We start from the raw sequence: 15,138 nt of genomic DNA, 5'->3' as shown, positions 1-15,138 counted from the left end.
CCCCGACCTTGTCGATTGACACCGTCCAACACAGGTTTTATTTGTCGGTACTCCGGAATCAGGGGTATGGCAACTGAGAGATCCGACTCTACGTGGTCTGCACGCGAACTCGAACTCGCCCGTCCCGATGCCTCGGCGTTCCGCGAACTCGCCGCGGAACTCCGGTCGCGCGTCGACGGCGGCGTTGAGTTCGACGAGTACGCGCGGATCCTGTACGCGACCGACGGGAGTATCTATCGCGCAGAACCGGCTGGGGTCGTATATCCGACAGGCGTCGACGACGTGCAGGCTGCGGTGGACGTCGCGACGTCACACGGCGTTCCGATTCTCCCACGAGGGACCGGCTCTTCACTGGCCGGACAGACGGTCGGGCCGGGGTGCGTCGTCCTCGACGTGTCGCAGCATATGGACGATATTCTGGAGGTCCGTCCCGATGATCGGCGGGCCCGAATCCAGCCTGGCGTAGTGCAAGACGACCTCGACGACGAACTCGCGGCGCACGGCCTGAAATTCGCGCCCGATCCCGCCTCCTCAAACCGAGCAACGGTCGGCGGCGGTATCGGGAACAACTCGACGGGTGCGCACTCGGTCAGATACGGTATCACTGACGCGTACACAGAGGCGGTGAAAGCTGTTCTCTCCGACGGATCACTCATTCACGCCCGCGAGGTCGTCATCGACTCCGACGAGTGGGACGACATCGTCGCAAAGGACGACCGCGAGGCCGAGATCTACCGGACCGTACGGCAGGTCGTCGAGAACAATACCGAGGAGATCGCGGCCCGCTACCCGGACCTCAAACGACGCGTCACAGGGTACAACCTCGACCGTGTCGTCTACGAGAACGACGACGGAGAGCGAGTCCTGAATCTCGCGAAACTGTTCGTCGGGGCCGAAGGGACGTTGGGCGTCATCGTCGAGGCAGAGCTGTCGCTGGTGACCGTCCCCGAGGAGACAGCCCTGGCGCTGTACTGCTTCGAGGATCTCGGCGCGGCGATGGAGGCCGTCCCAGTCGCACTGGAGTACGACGTCAGTGCCGTGGAATTGATGGACGACGAGGTGTTCAGACTGGCCGCCGAGTCTGATGGGTACTCCGAGTACGTCGAGCCGATCCCCGATGGGACCGCGGCCGCGCTGATGCTGGAATACGACTCCGAACTCCACGACGACTTCGAGACGGCTATCGCCGAGACCAACGACCGGTTCCTCGCCGCTGGCGCGGCGTTCGACGTCGTCGAGGCCTACACCGACGAGGAGCAGGCGGACATATGGAAGCTTCGTAAGGCGGCGATCCCCCTCCTGATGTCCCTGGAGGGTGACCCGAAACCGTACCCCTTCATCGAGGACGCCACGGTTCCGCCATCGGAACTCGCCGAGTACGTTCAGAAGTTCGAGGCGGTCCTCGACGACCACGGCACGTCGGCCGCGTACTTCGCCCACGCGGGCAGTGGAACGCTCCACATCCGGCCGATACTGAACCTCAAGGACGAGGCGGGGATCGAGGCGATGCACTCGATCACCGACGACGTGACTGACCTCGTGCTCGAACACCACGGATCGTTCTCCGGGGAACACGGAGACGGGATGGCCCGCACGGAGTTCACCCCCAAGATGTACGGGGAGACACTGTGGGACGCGTTCAAGCGAGTCAAGACGGCCTTCGACCCGGAGTGGTGGATGCACCCGGGGAACGTCGTCTACCGCGAGGGGCCTGACGACATCGGCCCAGATACGAATCGCGGCGTCGGTGCGGATATGCGAGAGAACCTCCGGTACGGGGCCGACTACCAGTCACTGGAGCCCCAGACGACACTCGATTTCGACGAGGAGGGTGGTTTCTCACATCTCGTGGAGCTCTGCAACGGATGCGGGACCTGCCGCCAGACCAGCGAGGACGTGATGTGCCCGACCTACCGCGCCTCGGAAGAAGAGATACAGACGACACGCGGTCGCGCGAATCTGCTCCGGTCGGCCATCAGCGGGGACCTACCCGAGGACGAACTCCACTCCGAGCGCTTTCAGAGGGAGGTGCTGGATCTCTGTGTCGGCTGCAAGGGGTGTAAGAGCGACTGTCCGACCGGCGTCGATATGGCGAAGCTCAAGGCCGAGGTGAAACACCTACACCACGAGAAGGAGGGTGTCAGCATCCGGGAGCGGCTGTTCGCCAACATCGACACCGCGTCCCGAATCGGCTCCGCACTCGCACCGTTGTCGAACTGGGTAACAGCGGTTCCCGGTGCCCGAACCGCTATGCAGAAACTGTTCGGTATTGCCCCCGAACGAGAGTTACCACCGTTCCGGCGAGAGACGCTCGAAGATTGGTTCGAACAGCGCGGCGGATCGTCGGTTCCGCGGGCGGATGCGGACCATAGCGTTCTGCTGTTCCCGGATACATACACGAACTACTCGTATCCACGGGCGGGGAAAGCTGCTGTCCGGTCGCTGGAAGCGGCCGGTGTCCACGTCGATATTCCCGGCGGCACGGTGCCGTCCGGTCGCGCGGCGTTCTCGTCGGGACTGCTCGATACTGCGCGCGAAAGGGCACGGGCGAACACGGACACGTTAGCCGACCGGGTGGCTGACGGTTGGGACATCGCGTTCGTCGAACCGTCCGACGCTGTGATGTTCCAAGACGAGTACCTCGATCTCCTCAACGGGCCAGCTGTCGAACGGGTGGCCAACAGCGCCTACGGTGTGATGGAGTATTTGGATCTCCACCGACTGGACGAATCGTTGCCGATCGACGACAGATCTCTGGGTACGGCCGGGTCGCTGAGCTATCACGGTCACTGCAACCAGAAGGCCACGAACAAAGACCACCACGCCGTCGGCGTCCTCCGGCGTGTCGGATACGCCGTCGATCCGCTGGAGACCACCTGCTGTGGGATGGCCGGAAGTTTCGGCTACCACGATGAACACTACGACCTCTCACAGGCTATCGGCCGCCTGTTGTTCGAGGAGGTCGCCGCCAGTGATGCAGACGGGATCGTCGCCCCTGGCGGATCCTGCCGCTCTCAGTTGGGGGACCGCGACGGCGTGGATGACATTCCCCCACATCCGATTGAGGCCGTTTCCGACCGTCTGTAGCCCCAAGAGGTGAAATATCCGAAGTTGCCGTCGTGCCCCATCAACTGGGGATTGCCGAGGGACCGCCCCCGTTCGTCGTCTCTTCGTGTGATCTGATCGAGCCGTGATCTCTCGTGGGTAAACCAAATGAGTAATACGAAAGCAGTGTGGAGTGCCGTTACACACAGATGGTCTATAGCCAAGTCCACGAGCGGTGGGCGGCGTCTATTACACACGCGGGAGGACACACTACTAGCAACGAATGTCACTGATCTCTGCATTTACTGGTGCCGTCGGCCCGATTCTCGTCATCGCTGCAGTCGGGTACCTGCTGACACGTGTGGCTGACATCGACGTTACGTCATTAAACACCGTCGGGCTCTACGTACTGGTCCCTGCGCTTGCCTTCCACAGCATCGCGACGACTGACCTGAGTGGGGCCGCGATCGTGAAACTCGGTGTCGGTGTCATCGCTTACGCTCTCGTTATGGTGGGTGTCGCCTGGATTGCTGGTCGACTCGTCGGTGAGTCCGGGCCGCTACTCGGCGCGATGATGCTCGCGGCGGCAATCCCCAACTCCGGGTTCATCGGGATTCCGCTCTCGGAATTCGCGTTCGGAGACGTCGGACGAACCACTGCGGTACTGTACCTGACGATTCAGAACCTGATCGTCTACACGCTCGGCGTGTATATCGCGTCACGCGGGACGGACCGAAGCGCTCTCCGTTCTGTCAAAGAAATCTTCCGCCTACCGCTTGTGTACGCCGTCATCGCTGCGGTCCTGGTACGCGGTCTCGGTCTCGTTCCGACAGGGGAGACTGCACTAATGGAGACACTCCGACTCGTCGGCGACTCCTCGATCCCGATAATGCTCTTGATACTGGGCGTCCAGTTGGCAGACACCGACGTATCGGCCGTTTCTCGCACGGTCACTCCCTCGGTCCTGAAGCTCGGCGTTGCACCGATGATCGGGATCGGGATCGCACTCGCGCTTGGATTCGACAATCCGACCGTCGCCCGGGTGTTCATACTCGAATGTGCGACCCCTGCGGCCGTCATCCCGTTGGCGCTGATCATCGAGTACGCCGATGTCAGGGCGGTCGACGGTATCACGGCCCCCGAATATCTCAGTACCACAATCTTCGTGACGACAGTGATCGGAACCGTTGTCCTGACCGCACTGGTCGCCCTGTTGCAGTCAGGCGTAATCGTTTGACCGAGCCTCGCGAGCTACTCGTGGTTCGAAGAACAGCTGCCACGAACCAATCAGCCGACCACGTATCTTCGACCTCGCCGTCCGTGCGTCGCCAGCCCGACTGCGGACCGTCGAGTTGGACCCGGGACCACTCCCGATATTCGTTGCCGGTCCACCCCCCGGCGAACCACTCGTTGCCCCCGTCGAGCTGCGCGGAGACGTAGACCGTCGCCGCTTCGCTGGTCTCATAGTCGGCGTACACCTGGCCGTCGTACTCGAAGCAGCGGTGTGTCGCCGAACTGCCCCTGAAACAGTCGACCTCAGTCCGGTCGGCCCCCGGGACGAGCAGCGGTTCGTCGTCGAACAGGTCGGCGGTGTCGATCGGTTCGTCCGCGACGAGCGTGGCGGTGAAGGACGTCGGGCGACGCGAAAGACAGGTCGCCGAATCGCACGAACAGCACCGTCCCGGTGACGAGCGTCGTGAGCGCGGCCATCAAGAGGCCGGCGACTCCCTCGGCGACCGCGCCCGGCTTCACGCCGTCGCGTTCGAGATAGCCAGCGACGCCGCCGACGATCGGCGCGATCAACAACACCAGCGGGACGAAACCGAGGGCAGTGCCGAGGACTGCGCCGATCGCTCCGTTACGGATCGTTCGCCGAGAGATCATAGCGGTGTCACACGATACGACAGCGTCACATATGACTTGTCCCCCGCCGGGCCGGTCGGCTCCAGACGACGCGGGGCCACGGTGACCGACGCCTGCGGCGTTATTCCGCACCCGAACCGCCAGCTGCCGTGAACGGTCCCTCCGACTCTCGCCGCCTCCTCGTCGGACCGACCGGACGCGGCGGGTGACGCCGCCAATCACCCGGAAAGAGAGAGCGCGTCGCGGCGTCGGCCCGCCGAACCGAACGATCGATCGTCGTCGTGGTGCATCGAACGACGCGCCGGCGTCTCGCACAGGTCCGCCTGCACCGCTTCGACACGGTGTTCCTCGGCCCCGCAGTCGACGTCCTCGTAGATAGATAAGAACTCCGGGTAGTTTCGAAATTAGACAGATACAATATATGATTTTCTATTGTATTTAGCTAGCGGTTCCGTTGGCTGGACGTGACGACCGTCGTAACCTCGCTCTCCGCAGCCCGGGACGGTTCGTCGGCTTCTCCCGAACGAGGAACCCGAGGGATAGGGACGTGACGTCTCTCGGTTCCGTGTGGGGGGTCCGCCCACGACGACAGGGTGTCTACTCGGACAGTCCCCATCCACACGCGACTATCACGCCGTCAAGCCTCTCTCGGGTCTTTTCACGGGTGTTTCGGATCGGCGTCCGCACAGTCCCCTGAGCGACAACCGGGCGGCGCGACTGTGGTCCGTGATCCGCTCTCGACAGCGATGGCACCGGGACCGGACCTGGCGAGAAATATATTGTTATTGCTAGTATTATATAATTTTGAGTGTTCTGTCTTTTTGTCGGACAGAGATAGGACCCGAGTCGTCGTCCTCCCGCCGGAGCCTCGAGGACGGACCACCCGGGTGGGATCGGCCCTGACTCGGACCGTTCGGCATCCCGGCGGTCGGAGCTGACGGCTACGCCTCTCGGCTCCCGTCCCAGCCCCCGGACCGATCACGGCGAAGAGCTTGCCCCAGCCCTCGCCGTCTGCGCTCTCGGGGGTGCTGTTGTAGATCGGACGGCGGGACGATGGATCGAGTGCGGGTGCGCCCGACGCCGGGAGAGCGACCGAACAGTATTGAGGCTGGCGCGCTTGGCTGTGGCTATGCCACCGGTCGGACGGTCGCCCCGTCTCGATCTTCCTGTCGTCGACGACAACCGTGCCGTTGCAGTACAGGTGGTCGTTCTCGTCGACTGTTAATACTGTCGCGTCGTGAATCAGGATGTCTAGTACCGTACTAGACATATCTTGAACGCTGTGACTGGCCTGTGAAATCCGATGGATTTCTATCGTATGCTACGCCGTGACGCACACGGATCTATGGGCTGTTCGATCCTGTGAGCTACCGATCGGTGGAACTCTAACTGATCATACCGCCGTCGGTATTCTTCTCTGGTGGTCACGGGGTTACGACGAGTTTCCCGACGTAACCGCCGGCAAGTATGTCTTGGTGAGCCCGAGCAGCATCGTCGAACGCGTACGTGTCGGCGACAATAGGCGTCAAGACGTCCTGGTTCATCAGACGGGCGAGTCGTTCCAGCACCGGCCGTCGAGTCGGATGGTTATCCATCTTCAGCGGCTGAATGGTCACTTCCGTATTGTAGAAGGGACGGCCGTTCGTCTCTGGAATATGGCCCATCGTGCTGACGATCGTCCCGTCTCTGGTGACGACCGACAGATCGAGGTCGAGATACTCCCCAAGCCGATGGTCAAGGACCGTTTCGACACCGGCACCGTCGGTCACGGCGAGGATGTCCTCAGCGAGCGAGTCACTCTCGTAATCGAACGCCACAGTCGCGCCGAGTTCCTGGAGCCGGGCCCGAGCCTCCTCCGACCCAGCCGTGGTGATAACCTCGGCCCCGCTGTGTGCGGCAATCTGGACTGCGGCGTGGCCGACACCGCCGGAGCCGCCGTGGATGAGGACGCGGTCACCGGCCTGGATGCCGACCAGTTCCTCCAGTGCCGTCCAAGCAGTAGCCCCGACGTTACCGATAGCACCGCCCGCCGTCCACGACACATCGTCTGGCAGACGCGCCAGTTTCTCTGCCGGAATTGCGGCGTACTCGGCGAAGGTGCCGCCCTCGGCACGATCCATACCGGACGCGAAGACGCGGTCACCGGGTTCGAACGCCTCGACGGCCTCGCCGACCGCCGCAACGACCCCGGCACCGTCACCGCCAGGAATCGACGGGAGCGGAAGGTCGCCGTACTGGCCGGACCGGAACATCACGTCGACGCGATTGACACTGGCCGCCCGCATTTCGACCAGGACTTCGTCGCGGTCGGGCGTCGGCCGGTCGACCTCGTCGACCTGGAGCACGTCTGCGCTGCCGTAGTCGTGGTAGCGAACGGCCCTCATACAGCAGTCACCTCAGACTGGTGGGTTGCCGCGATAGTAGTCGCCAGTCCGGTGCGCCATCGTATGTCGTTCGCGGTTGGGTTCATCGCCATCACATCGAACGTATGCGAGGCGACCCCAGTAGCGGTTCTGTGGATGATACCCCAGGGGTTTATGAGAGATGGACAGCAGCGGATAGCTCCGGGCGGTGAACAGAGGGGTCACGTCTACGGAACCGCCCAGTAGAGGGGGTGAACTTTAGCCGTAGCGAAGCGTCATACAGACCATCGTCAACAGCTATGAAGCACATCCGGATCACCGTCCGTCCAGATGTCGACCGCGCCCCCTCGTTCCTGCGGTACCTGCTGGAGGCAGAGGCTCACGACGAAGCACGGGCCATCGATTGGAACCGTGGCGATTCGGAGCTGTCGACCCATATCTACGGAATCGCCGGCGATGGTAGCCGGTTCGCTGAATTGGCACGAGAGACGGCTGGAGTCGAATCGGTCGAACTCTCGGCTGCCGACGCTCGGGTATCGTACGCACTCATCGAACTCCGTGACGCGGAGCTCCCGATATTCGGCGGGTCCGCAACCGCGATCGACCGCACTGGACTGGTGGTTCGGCGACCACTCGTCTACCGAGATGGGCGTATTCACGGCCACATCGTCGGGGACCCCGCGACGCTGCAAGCGACGCTTGATGGCCTTCCAGAGAGCGTTTCCGTCCAGATCGATGCGATTCAACAGTTTCCGAGTGCCGACGTGAATCCGGCGACGACGCTGAGCGACCGACAACGGGAGGCGCTCGAAGTTGCCGTCGAGTTGGGATACTACGATACGCCGCGTGAGGCGACCCATACCGATATCGCGGCGGAGTTAGACTGTGCGCCGAACACGGCGAGTGATCACCTCCAGAAAGGTGAGGCGAAACTCGTCAGGGCCGGACTCACGGCATTTACGTCGTCGTTGTGACGAACTGTCCGGCGCTTGCATAGCATACTCTGTAGCGCCGACGGATATAGCGAGGAGGGGACGGATAGCGCCACCAAGACGATCTTCGCTGCTACGCCCGATGCCGTCTACCTCGCAATCACCGGTAGCATTTTTCGCTCGGTCGAACTGTGGGCCGGGTCGGACTCCGCGAATACGGGTTCGTCGCCCCCACGATCACCTGATCGAAGAGACACGAGCAGCGGGCTTGTCCAGATTGCGACCGTACGTTCGAGGTGGCCGGTCTCCGGCGTGCCGTCTACGGGTTCCGGTCGTAGAGGACAGACTCCTCAGAGTGAAAATCCCTAATATTGCTCATTCATAACCACGTGGGTGGTGGTACCATGGGTTCATCTTCGGGGAGTGACGATCGAGAACTCCCACCCGGTCCGGATGGCCTCCCAGTGCTGGGAAATACACATCAGTACATCAGGCAGCCTATGGGATTTTTCGACGAGCTGGCGGAGTACGGCGATGTCGTCCACTGTGAGTTCCCGCGTATCGACGCTGTCGCTGTCTTCCACCCCGATTACATCGGTGACGTGTTGCTGGGGCAGGGCACCTACGAGCGGTGGAACTTCGATGAGCTGAAAGAATTTCTCGACTATGAGATCGCACCGCGGGGACTCACGTTCACCCGGGGCGAGGAGTGGAAACAGCAGCGACACTTCCTCCAGCCGATGTTCGGCTTGGACCGATTGGAGGGGTTCAGTTCGGCGATGGTTGCCGCCACGGAACGGCTGGTCGACGAGTGGGACGACGGCGAGGAAATCGTCGTCAACGAGGAGTTCTCCCGGCTGACGCTCTCGATTCTGACGAACTCGCTGTTCGATTTCGACCTCGGAGAGCGACGGGAGGTGATTACCGAGGCCGCCGACGAACTCCAGGCGATGGCCGACATGAGTGGTGCCGGTGCCGTCGAAATGCTGCTGCCGTCGTGGGTACCGACCCACAGGAACCGCCGCTACAAGCGGGCGATGGATGCCTTCGATGCGACCGTGGACACACTCATCGAAGAGCGACGGGCGAATCCAGACCAGTACGACGACCTCCTGACGATGATGCTCGAAAAGGAGGACGACCACGACTACTCTATGAGCGACGAGGAGATCCACGATCACCTGATCACGTTCCTCATCGCGGGGCACGAGACGACCGCGATGGCGCTGACGTTCACGTGGCTCCTACTGGCAACCAATCCGGCGGAGCAGGATCGACTAGAGACCGAGGTGACGACCGTGCTCGACGGTCCACCGACGGCCGACGATCTTGCTGCCCTCTCGGTGACGGAGCGCGTCGCCAAAGAGGCGATGCGGCTGTATCCGCCCGCCGGAATGCTGTTCCGCGAAGCCACCGAGGACACAGCGCTTGGTGGCTACCGTATCCCGGAGGGGACGAAAGTCCTCCTGCCACAGTTCACCGTCCATACCGATGACCGATGGTTCGACGCTCCCGACCAATTCCGGCCTGAGCGCTTTACTGCGGAGCAAAGCGACGAGCGGCCGGACTTTGCGTACTTCCCGTTTGGCGGTGGGCCCCACCAGTGTATCGGCATGCACTTCGCGATGATGGAACTGAAACATATCGTTCCGATTGTGGCCCGTCGTGTGGACTTCGAGTTGTTGAGTTCGCCCCAGCCCGAGATAAACATGGAACTGACGTTGCAGCCGTCCGAGGATGTCCGGATGCGCGTCCACAAATCGTGACTGAGAGGGCGCAGCAGACCCGCTTCGAATTTATGTTTCGTTCAGCGATCGGCGATGCTTCCGCCACTCGCCTACCGTTCAGCGTGTCATAGAATCATTCACGGAGAACTGATTTCACCGGTGACCCTACCGAAATATCCCACTCAGTACGCGTGCGTAGTGAGCACGCACGTCGGATCGAGTTCGGCGAGACCGATTAGAGGAGCTCGTCAATCCAGGCACACCACGACTGAAAGTCGTTCGCACCGCACTGGTCCGCGATGTTCCGGAGTGTATCGCCGCTGACTTCTTTCCCCAGTGGGATCGTGACGTTCCGGATCTCGCCTGTCTCTGGGTGAACGTAGCGAAGCTTCAGATGGCTTCCGGCGCGGTCGACGGGCTGATACCCCATCTCGGTCGGTGCGGCGACGAGCTCTCGGGACGAATACGGCGCTGGCACAGTTACTCGGAAAACCAGGGTGCTTCGGGTTCCTGTGGCTCGTCGGAGATCTCCTCGGGATCGAGCCCTAAATCACGCAAATCGGCGTCCGTGACCGGGTCACCGATTTCTCCAGTGTGCAGCGCAACGGCCTCGTCTAAGTTTACGAGGGCTTCAGACCGTGTTTCTCCGTGACTCGCCACACCAACCCCTTCGTCGATGGCGGACCACCGGCCATCGTCCTCTTGTACCAGACGAATTTCACGCCGTGGTGAGTCTGAATCGCCAGTGTCGGCCTGAGCCATACCCTCCCTTAGACGAGAGCGCAGTAAAACACTTCGGGAGGGGTCGTCTGCTCTGTGGACCTCTTATGCTGATCGGTCACCCCCCTTCGCTGATTGCTACTGGATTATGCTGACTATGCGCCCTGCACGTAGCGATAGATCTGTCACCTGTATCGGCCCCTTCGAAGAAGACGAGAACCATTCTATGACACGCTGATCGGTGCAATATATGTCTCTGTACCGTCACCCCTCAGCCGCGTGCGACCGACCACGTTCACTCTCACCGGTTGAATCCGAGTGGGATGCCGACCCGCGGTCAGTCCACGTGCGGCCCACGATGTCGCCATCGGTCAGCGTCTCGCTCCCATAGCGTAGTAGCAGGATGCCGCCAAAACCGCTCATAACGACCGCGACTACCCCGAAGTACGGGATCGGGAGGGAACTGAGGGCTTCCTCACCGCCGACGACACGCGGTGGGAGGTTCAGGAACGTGTTGACACTGCCGTGAAACAGTATCGCACCGAGAATCCACCCATCGGTGGTATTGTAGTACCACGTGAGAGCGACTGAGAGCGCCAAGACGCTCACCGCATACACTGCTGGGGGCATAGTGTAGAGACCGTAGACGAACAGTGGTGCGTGCCACACCGTCCAGAGGCCGCCGACGAGCAGGCCCGAAACGAGTGCGCTGTACTGCTCTTGGAGATGTGGGAGTGCAAATCCCCGCCAGCCAAACTCTTCGTTCCCCCCCGTCCAGAGTGTCGTCATCACGAAGCTCGCCACGAGCTGTGGCGCCAGTTGGCCGAGGGACACTCGGTTGGGGACGCCCACGAAAGCGAAGACAGCCGCGGCGACACCGACGGTGATAACGGCAGGGACACCGATCGCGAGGGCCATCGACCGGATCACGCTGTGTGTTCTGAAGCCGTCCGAGAGCCACGATCGCACGGAGTCGCCACGGAGGCGAAGAACGACGACACCTGCAATCCCAGGCCCCCAAGCCCCGACGCCAGCGCCGAGGAGCCACGCTGGCGACCACGCCGGCGTTGCCGAGAAGACGCCGACCCAAACGCCCCAGGAGAGTACCAACGCTAACGGGGCGAACAGGGCGACCGGGTAATCGTTCGCGAGTCGTGCCAGAGTCGGTCTGCGTCCGTTCATTGCGGTAGTTGCTTGGAGGGGCAGAAGTAAGTCCGGACGTGCCTGGCTTCACTTGCTGAAGCCAACCGCTACATTCGGGGCTGGTCGTGGCATCGTACCACCAATCGGCGGCGTTCCTCACGGCGATGAGAGTTAGGGCGACAGTGGGTAGTGCACGGACGAGACCGTCACGGCCCGTCGCGGCCACCGACCGTTTCGGGGTTCACTGTCCAGAAACGAGAGCTACCGGTACGAGGAAAGCGATAGTCTACCACCCCGATGAAGTGTTAAGTTCGGGGCGAGTTCCGAAGTCGGAAACTGTCCCACTCGCTTTTTTCGGAGAGTCAAGGAGAAATCCTCGCCTTCAGGGCGGGGAGGATATCACCCTCAGTCTCGACGAGGCACCCACAGCCCGTATAGAATCAGCCCTAAGCCGGCGAATTCCGGGAGTTGAAGAATGGTGTTGAGCACCGGAGTGGGAAGTTCCAGCAGATAGATCAGTATCAGGGCCAGCGGAGCTTGCACGAACAACACTAATATGAACCCGACCGCGATGTACAACATCGGACGGCTCCGATTCTGCCGGTACGCTGTGTACGCGAGGTAACTGATTGCCAGCCCGAGAATCACTGGGATTACCTCGCTCACTTGACGGACTGTTCGTAGCGTTTCGAGATCGATCTGGACCAGTATGTCGAACATATCAGGTACCTTCTACGAACTGCGTGAAGCGGTCGACCATCCGTTCCCGTCGCGAGACCGTGATCTCGAAGCCATCCTCGTCGAGATCGAGTTCGATGCCGTCAAGCTCCGTCCGATAGACCTTGTAGTTCTTCCCATCAGTGACTGGCTGAATATCTTCGGCGACGAGGTCGTACTCGCGAAGCCGCTCAAGACGCCGGTAGACTGTCGGCTCCGAGACCTCCGCATACTCGCTGAGCTCCGCCGCAGAGCAAGGCTCCTTCTTCGCTTCGACGAGAATCGTGCGGGCACACTCGTCGCCGAGCAAATCTGCGAGTGCGTCGGGGTCTCGCACGTCGGACACGATATCTTATCCATCTCCTGTCGCGTCAATATGTGTTGTGCCGTACCAAACGTTCTGTCTGGCTTCAATCAGTGAAGCCACGAGAAACTGCCATTCACTCCCAGCTCACCATTCTAAGTACGGCTATCGGAGCGATAGCCACAGTCCGTACCGAGAACCCTCGCAGAGACACTCATCGGAAGCGCTGTGATGTTCCCGACCGTCCCGACCTCGATCGGACCAATCGCCGGTGGCTGGCCCGCGCTCTGTACGCAGCGATACCATCAGTAGCTCCCCAACCCCCGTCAGTACTGGCGTGACCGATACAGAACGTACACACAGCGGCAGCACCTGCTTGGCTCCTGGCTCCTTAACGATCCCCACGGTGAGCGTCTGGAACCACTTTTCGACCAGATTTCGCTCGACGTAGTCGAGGTGACCGCGGAGATCACACCGTGCGAGCGCGGTCAGATAGCCTATTCCCGTCGACGAGAAACGCGGTAGCTGGATCCGTCCCACGGCGCTCGGAAACGACCGCACCAAGCAGCAGCTTCGTCTCGACACCGATCGCGGCGTATAGCCAGTGCTGCTCGGTGCCGATCTGCACCGCGGTTTCGTCGATCGCGCCGGGTACTCCGGGATCGTCGACCGAGCCTCATCAGGGTCGCTCTGATCGCCCGGACCGCTTCGCCGGTACCCGGGCGTGCGAGACGGTGCTGACTTGGCCGGTGAACTCCTCGAAGTTCATACACCCTCAACGAGGCTACAGTATCGGCAGGGGACAACGGCTCCCGTGGGACAGTAGCTCGGGCGAGGAGCGTGGAGGGGACGACGGATCGAGTGCGGGTGTGGCAGACGCCGAGAGAGCGACCGAACAGTATTGAGGCTGGCGCGCTTGGCTGTGGCTATGCCACCGGGCGGACGGGAGCGTCTCGCGGAGGTGTGTGCCGACGCCGACGACGAGACGCTCGCCGACTTCGTCGCGGCCGTCTGCGCGGCACGCGGTCAGCAGGTCCGACGGGTCGACGGGCCGGCGTTCACGCGCTCGACCGGCGACGGAGCGGAGCGGGTCGCGGTCGCGGGAACGCCCGCGGCCGAGGCGGCCGACACCCTCGTGACCGCCGGTCGCAGGCGGCCGCCGGACGACGCCGAGACAGTCGACCTGGACCGGCTCTGGACCTGGCTCCGGTACGCCGTCGGGGACGAGACGGCGACCGAACTCCTGACAGAGCGGTTCGGTGAGGCGGTCGTGGCAGAGGGCACCGACGAGGACGGACGGGAGCCGCCCGCCGAGCCACAGCCCCGAGACGGTCGGCAACCGACGGCACACCGGGGGGCACAGACCACGGAGCGGACGGGCAGCGGCTCGACCCGGCGGTCGGCGCGCCCGGACGAGCGGCTGTTCCGGGCCGTCGACGCCGCCGTGACACCGCGCCGGCTCCGGGCCGGTGCGATCGTGGTCGCTGCGCTCGTGGTCGCTGTCGCCGCACTGACCGTCTGGGGAGCACCGCCGGGCGCTCCCACCGGAGGAACGGGACTCGGAGCGGAGCCGGGGACGGCCGAACTGACGCCGGTCGAGACCGTCGCGACGCCGACGCCCGCGGACACGGCCCACGGCGAACGGCCGGGCCAGCCGGCCACGCTGCCGCCCGGTGTCGGCCCGGACGGGATCACCGATGCGATGCGACTGGCGAACGCCCACGAGGCGCAGGTCGGCCCGCAGTCGTTCCGCGCGACCCTCGTCTACCGGGAGTTCGAGAACGGCCGGACAGTCGGCACGAGCATACAGACGGTGCGGGTGGCCAACGACACGAGGTACCGTGCCAGTCGGACCGACCTCGGCGACGTCGCGGGCGACGTGCCGGGACTCGTCCGGGACGACGTGTACGCGAACGGCTCTACCCGCGTCGTCCGGACGTCCGCCGGGCTCCAGCGGGAGCGGCTCGAAAACGACAGCCCGTACGTCGACCGTATCGAGCAGTTCCACCGGTGGTACCTCTCCGTCGAGGCGTCTCGGATCACGAATCAGACGACGGAGAGCGGCATCACGAGCACCTGGCTCCACGTCGACGGCGACTCGTGGGTCGGTGTCGAGGAGCTCCGTGGCACCGTCCTGGTCACCGAGACGGGTGCCGTCACGCTGGTCCGGCGATCCTACCGTGACCCCGACACCGGTCGACGTGTCGTGGTCACGCTGCGAGTCGCGGACGTTGGCAGCACCACCGTCGCTCCGCCGACGTGGCTCCGATAGGGCTCGCCGGATCGAACCGCCCCGGCCGGCCGGTGCCAGCGGGGGAGTCCGC

General features: G+C 62.8%; 12 protein-coding genes and 2 pseudogenes. 6 read left to right on the top strand and 8 right to left on the bottom strand.

What is annotated here, in order from left to right:
• Positions 1 to 66 precede the first annotated feature (66 nt).
• From P0592_RS18565 to P0592_RS18555, 3 genes are all read left to right on the top strand, one after another.
• Positions 67 to 3,087, top strand: coding sequence for an FAD-binding and (Fe-S)-binding domain-containing protein (locus P0592_RS18565; RefSeq protein WP_276273978.1), 3,021 nt, complete (start codon positions 67 to 69; stop codon positions 3,085 to 3,087).
• Between the two features lie 241 nt (positions 3,088 to 3,328).
• The gene (locus P0592_RS18560; RefSeq protein ID WP_276273977.1) at positions 3,329 to 4,282 is read left to right on the top strand and encodes an AEC family transporter; all 954 of its coding nucleotides are present in this window, start codon (positions 3,329 to 3,331) and stop codon (positions 4,280 to 4,282) included.
• A gap of 386 nt (positions 4,283 to 4,668) precedes the next feature.
• Positions 4,669 to 5,061, top strand: coding sequence for a hypothetical protein (locus tag P0592_RS18555; protein ID WP_276273976.1), 393 nt, complete (start codon positions 4,669 to 4,671; stop codon positions 5,059 to 5,061).
• 1,271 nt (positions 5,062 to 6,332) lie between these two features.
• Here the strand turns inward: P0592_RS18555 and P0592_RS18550 are convergent.
• A complete protein-coding gene (locus P0592_RS18550) occupies positions 6,333 to 7,292 on the bottom strand; it encodes a quinone oxidoreductase family protein (RefSeq protein ID WP_276273975.1) in 960 nt (319 codons plus the stop codon).
• A 278-nt stretch (positions 7,293 to 7,570) separates the two neighbouring features.
• Between P0592_RS18550 and P0592_RS18545 the strand changes: the two genes are divergently transcribed.
• Both P0592_RS18545 and P0592_RS18540 read left to right on the top strand, forming a co-directional pair.
• Positions 7,571 to 8,245, top strand: coding sequence for a helix-turn-helix domain-containing protein (locus P0592_RS18545; RefSeq protein WP_276273974.1), 675 nt, complete (start codon positions 7,571 to 7,573; stop codon positions 8,243 to 8,245).
• Between the two features lie 362 nt (positions 8,246 to 8,607).
• Positions 8,608 to 9,969 carry a cytochrome P450 gene (locus P0592_RS18540; protein WP_276273973.1) on the top strand — a complete coding sequence of 454 codons (1,362 nt, stop codon included), beginning with the start codon at positions 8,608 to 8,610 and terminating at the stop codon, positions 9,967 to 9,969.
• Between the two features lie 196 nt (positions 9,970 to 10,165).
• Here P0592_RS18540 and P0592_RS18535 read toward each other — a convergent pair whose 3' ends face one another.
• The 7 genes and pseudogenes from P0592_RS18535 to P0592_RS18505 form a co-directional block, all read right to left on the bottom strand.
• On the bottom strand, positions 10,166 to 10,408 hold the full coding sequence (locus P0592_RS18535; RefSeq protein ID WP_419181142.1) for a type II toxin-antitoxin system HicA family toxin: 243 nt from the start codon (positions 10,406 to 10,408) through the stop codon (positions 10,166 to 10,168).
• Positions 10,409 to 10,410: 2 nt separating this feature from the next.
• A complete protein-coding gene (locus P0592_RS18530; RefSeq protein ID WP_276273972.1) occupies positions 10,411 to 10,692 on the bottom strand; it encodes a type II toxin-antitoxin system HicB family antitoxin in 282 nt (93 codons plus the stop codon).
• Positions 10,693 to 10,914: 222 nt separating this feature from the next.
• Positions 10,915 to 11,832, bottom strand: a complete 918-nt coding sequence (locus P0592_RS18525) for a CPBP family intramembrane glutamic endopeptidase (RefSeq protein ID WP_276273971.1) — start codon at positions 11,830 to 11,832, stop codon at positions 10,915 to 10,917.
• Between the two features lie 366 nt (positions 11,833 to 12,198).
• The gene (locus P0592_RS18520; protein ID WP_276273970.1) at positions 12,199 to 12,513 is read right to left on the bottom strand and encodes a DUF7521 family protein; all 315 of its coding nucleotides are present in this window, start codon (positions 12,511 to 12,513) and stop codon (positions 12,199 to 12,201) included.
• Between the two features lies 1 nt (position 12,514).
• Positions 12,515 to 12,856: an ArsR/SmtB family transcription factor gene (locus P0592_RS18515; protein WP_276273969.1), complete on the bottom strand. Its 342-nt coding sequence runs from the start codon at positions 12,854 to 12,856 to the stop codon at positions 12,515 to 12,517.
• A gap of 354 nt (positions 12,857 to 13,210) precedes the next feature.
• A pseudogene (locus P0592_RS18510) lies at positions 13,211 to 13,460 on the bottom strand (IS6 family transposase); the annotation flags it as partial.
• Positions 13,461 to 13,476: 16 nt separating this feature from the next.
• Positions 13,477 to 13,583: pseudogene (locus tag P0592_RS18505) on the bottom strand (DUF2267 domain-containing protein); the annotation flags it as partial.
• A gap of 159 nt (positions 13,584 to 13,742) precedes the next feature.
• Here P0592_RS18505 and P0592_RS18500 point away from each other — a divergent pair.
• The gene (locus tag P0592_RS18500) at positions 13,743 to 15,086 is read left to right on the top strand and encodes a hypothetical protein (RefSeq protein ID WP_276273968.1); all 1,344 of its coding nucleotides are present in this window, start codon (positions 13,743 to 13,745) and stop codon (positions 15,084 to 15,086) included.
• The last annotated feature ends 52 nt before the right edge of the window (positions 15,087 to 15,138 follow it).

Source organism: Haloarcula litorea, assembly GCF_029338195.1.
Lineage (GTDB): Archaea > Halobacteriota > Halobacteria > Halobacteriales > Haloarculaceae > Haloarcula > Haloarcula litorea.
The sequence above is the reverse complement of the archived record's forward strand: the minus strand, read 5'-3'. Positions and strand labels throughout refer to the sequence as shown.

Excerpts from the sequence above, each read along its gene's own strand:
- P0592_RS18560 (WP_276273977.1), top strand. The coding sequence starts at position 3,329 with ATGTCACTGATCTCTGCATTTACTGGTGCCGTCGGCCCGATTCTCGTC.
- P0592_RS18500 (WP_276273968.1), top strand. The coding sequence starts at position 13,743 with ATGCCACCGGGCGGACGGGAGCGTCTCGCGGAGGTGTGTGCCGACGCC.
- P0592_RS18545 (WP_276273974.1), top strand. The coding sequence starts at position 7,571 with ATGAAGCACATCCGGATCACCGTCCGTCCAGATGTCGACCGCGCCCCC.
- P0592_RS18530 (WP_276273972.1), bottom strand. The coding sequence starts at position 10,692 with ATGGCTCAGGCCGACACTGGCGATTCAGACTCACCACGGCGTGAAATT.
- P0592_RS18525 (WP_276273971.1), bottom strand. The coding sequence starts at position 11,832 with ATGAACGGACGCAGACCGACTCTGGCACGACTCGCGAACGATTACCCG.
- P0592_RS18565 (WP_276273978.1), top strand. The coding sequence starts at position 67 with ATGGCAACTGAGAGATCCGACTCTACGTGGTCTGCACGCGAACTCGAA.
- P0592_RS18540 (WP_276273973.1), top strand. The coding sequence starts at position 8,608 with ATGGGTTCATCTTCGGGGAGTGACGATCGAGAACTCCCACCCGGTCCG.
- P0592_RS18550 (WP_276273975.1), bottom strand. The coding sequence starts at position 7,292 with ATGAGGGCCGTTCGCTACCACGACTACGGCAGCGCAGACGTGCTCCAG.
- P0592_RS18520 (WP_276273970.1), bottom strand. The coding sequence starts at position 12,513 with ATGTTCGACATACTGGTCCAGATCGATCTCGAAACGCTACGAACAGTC.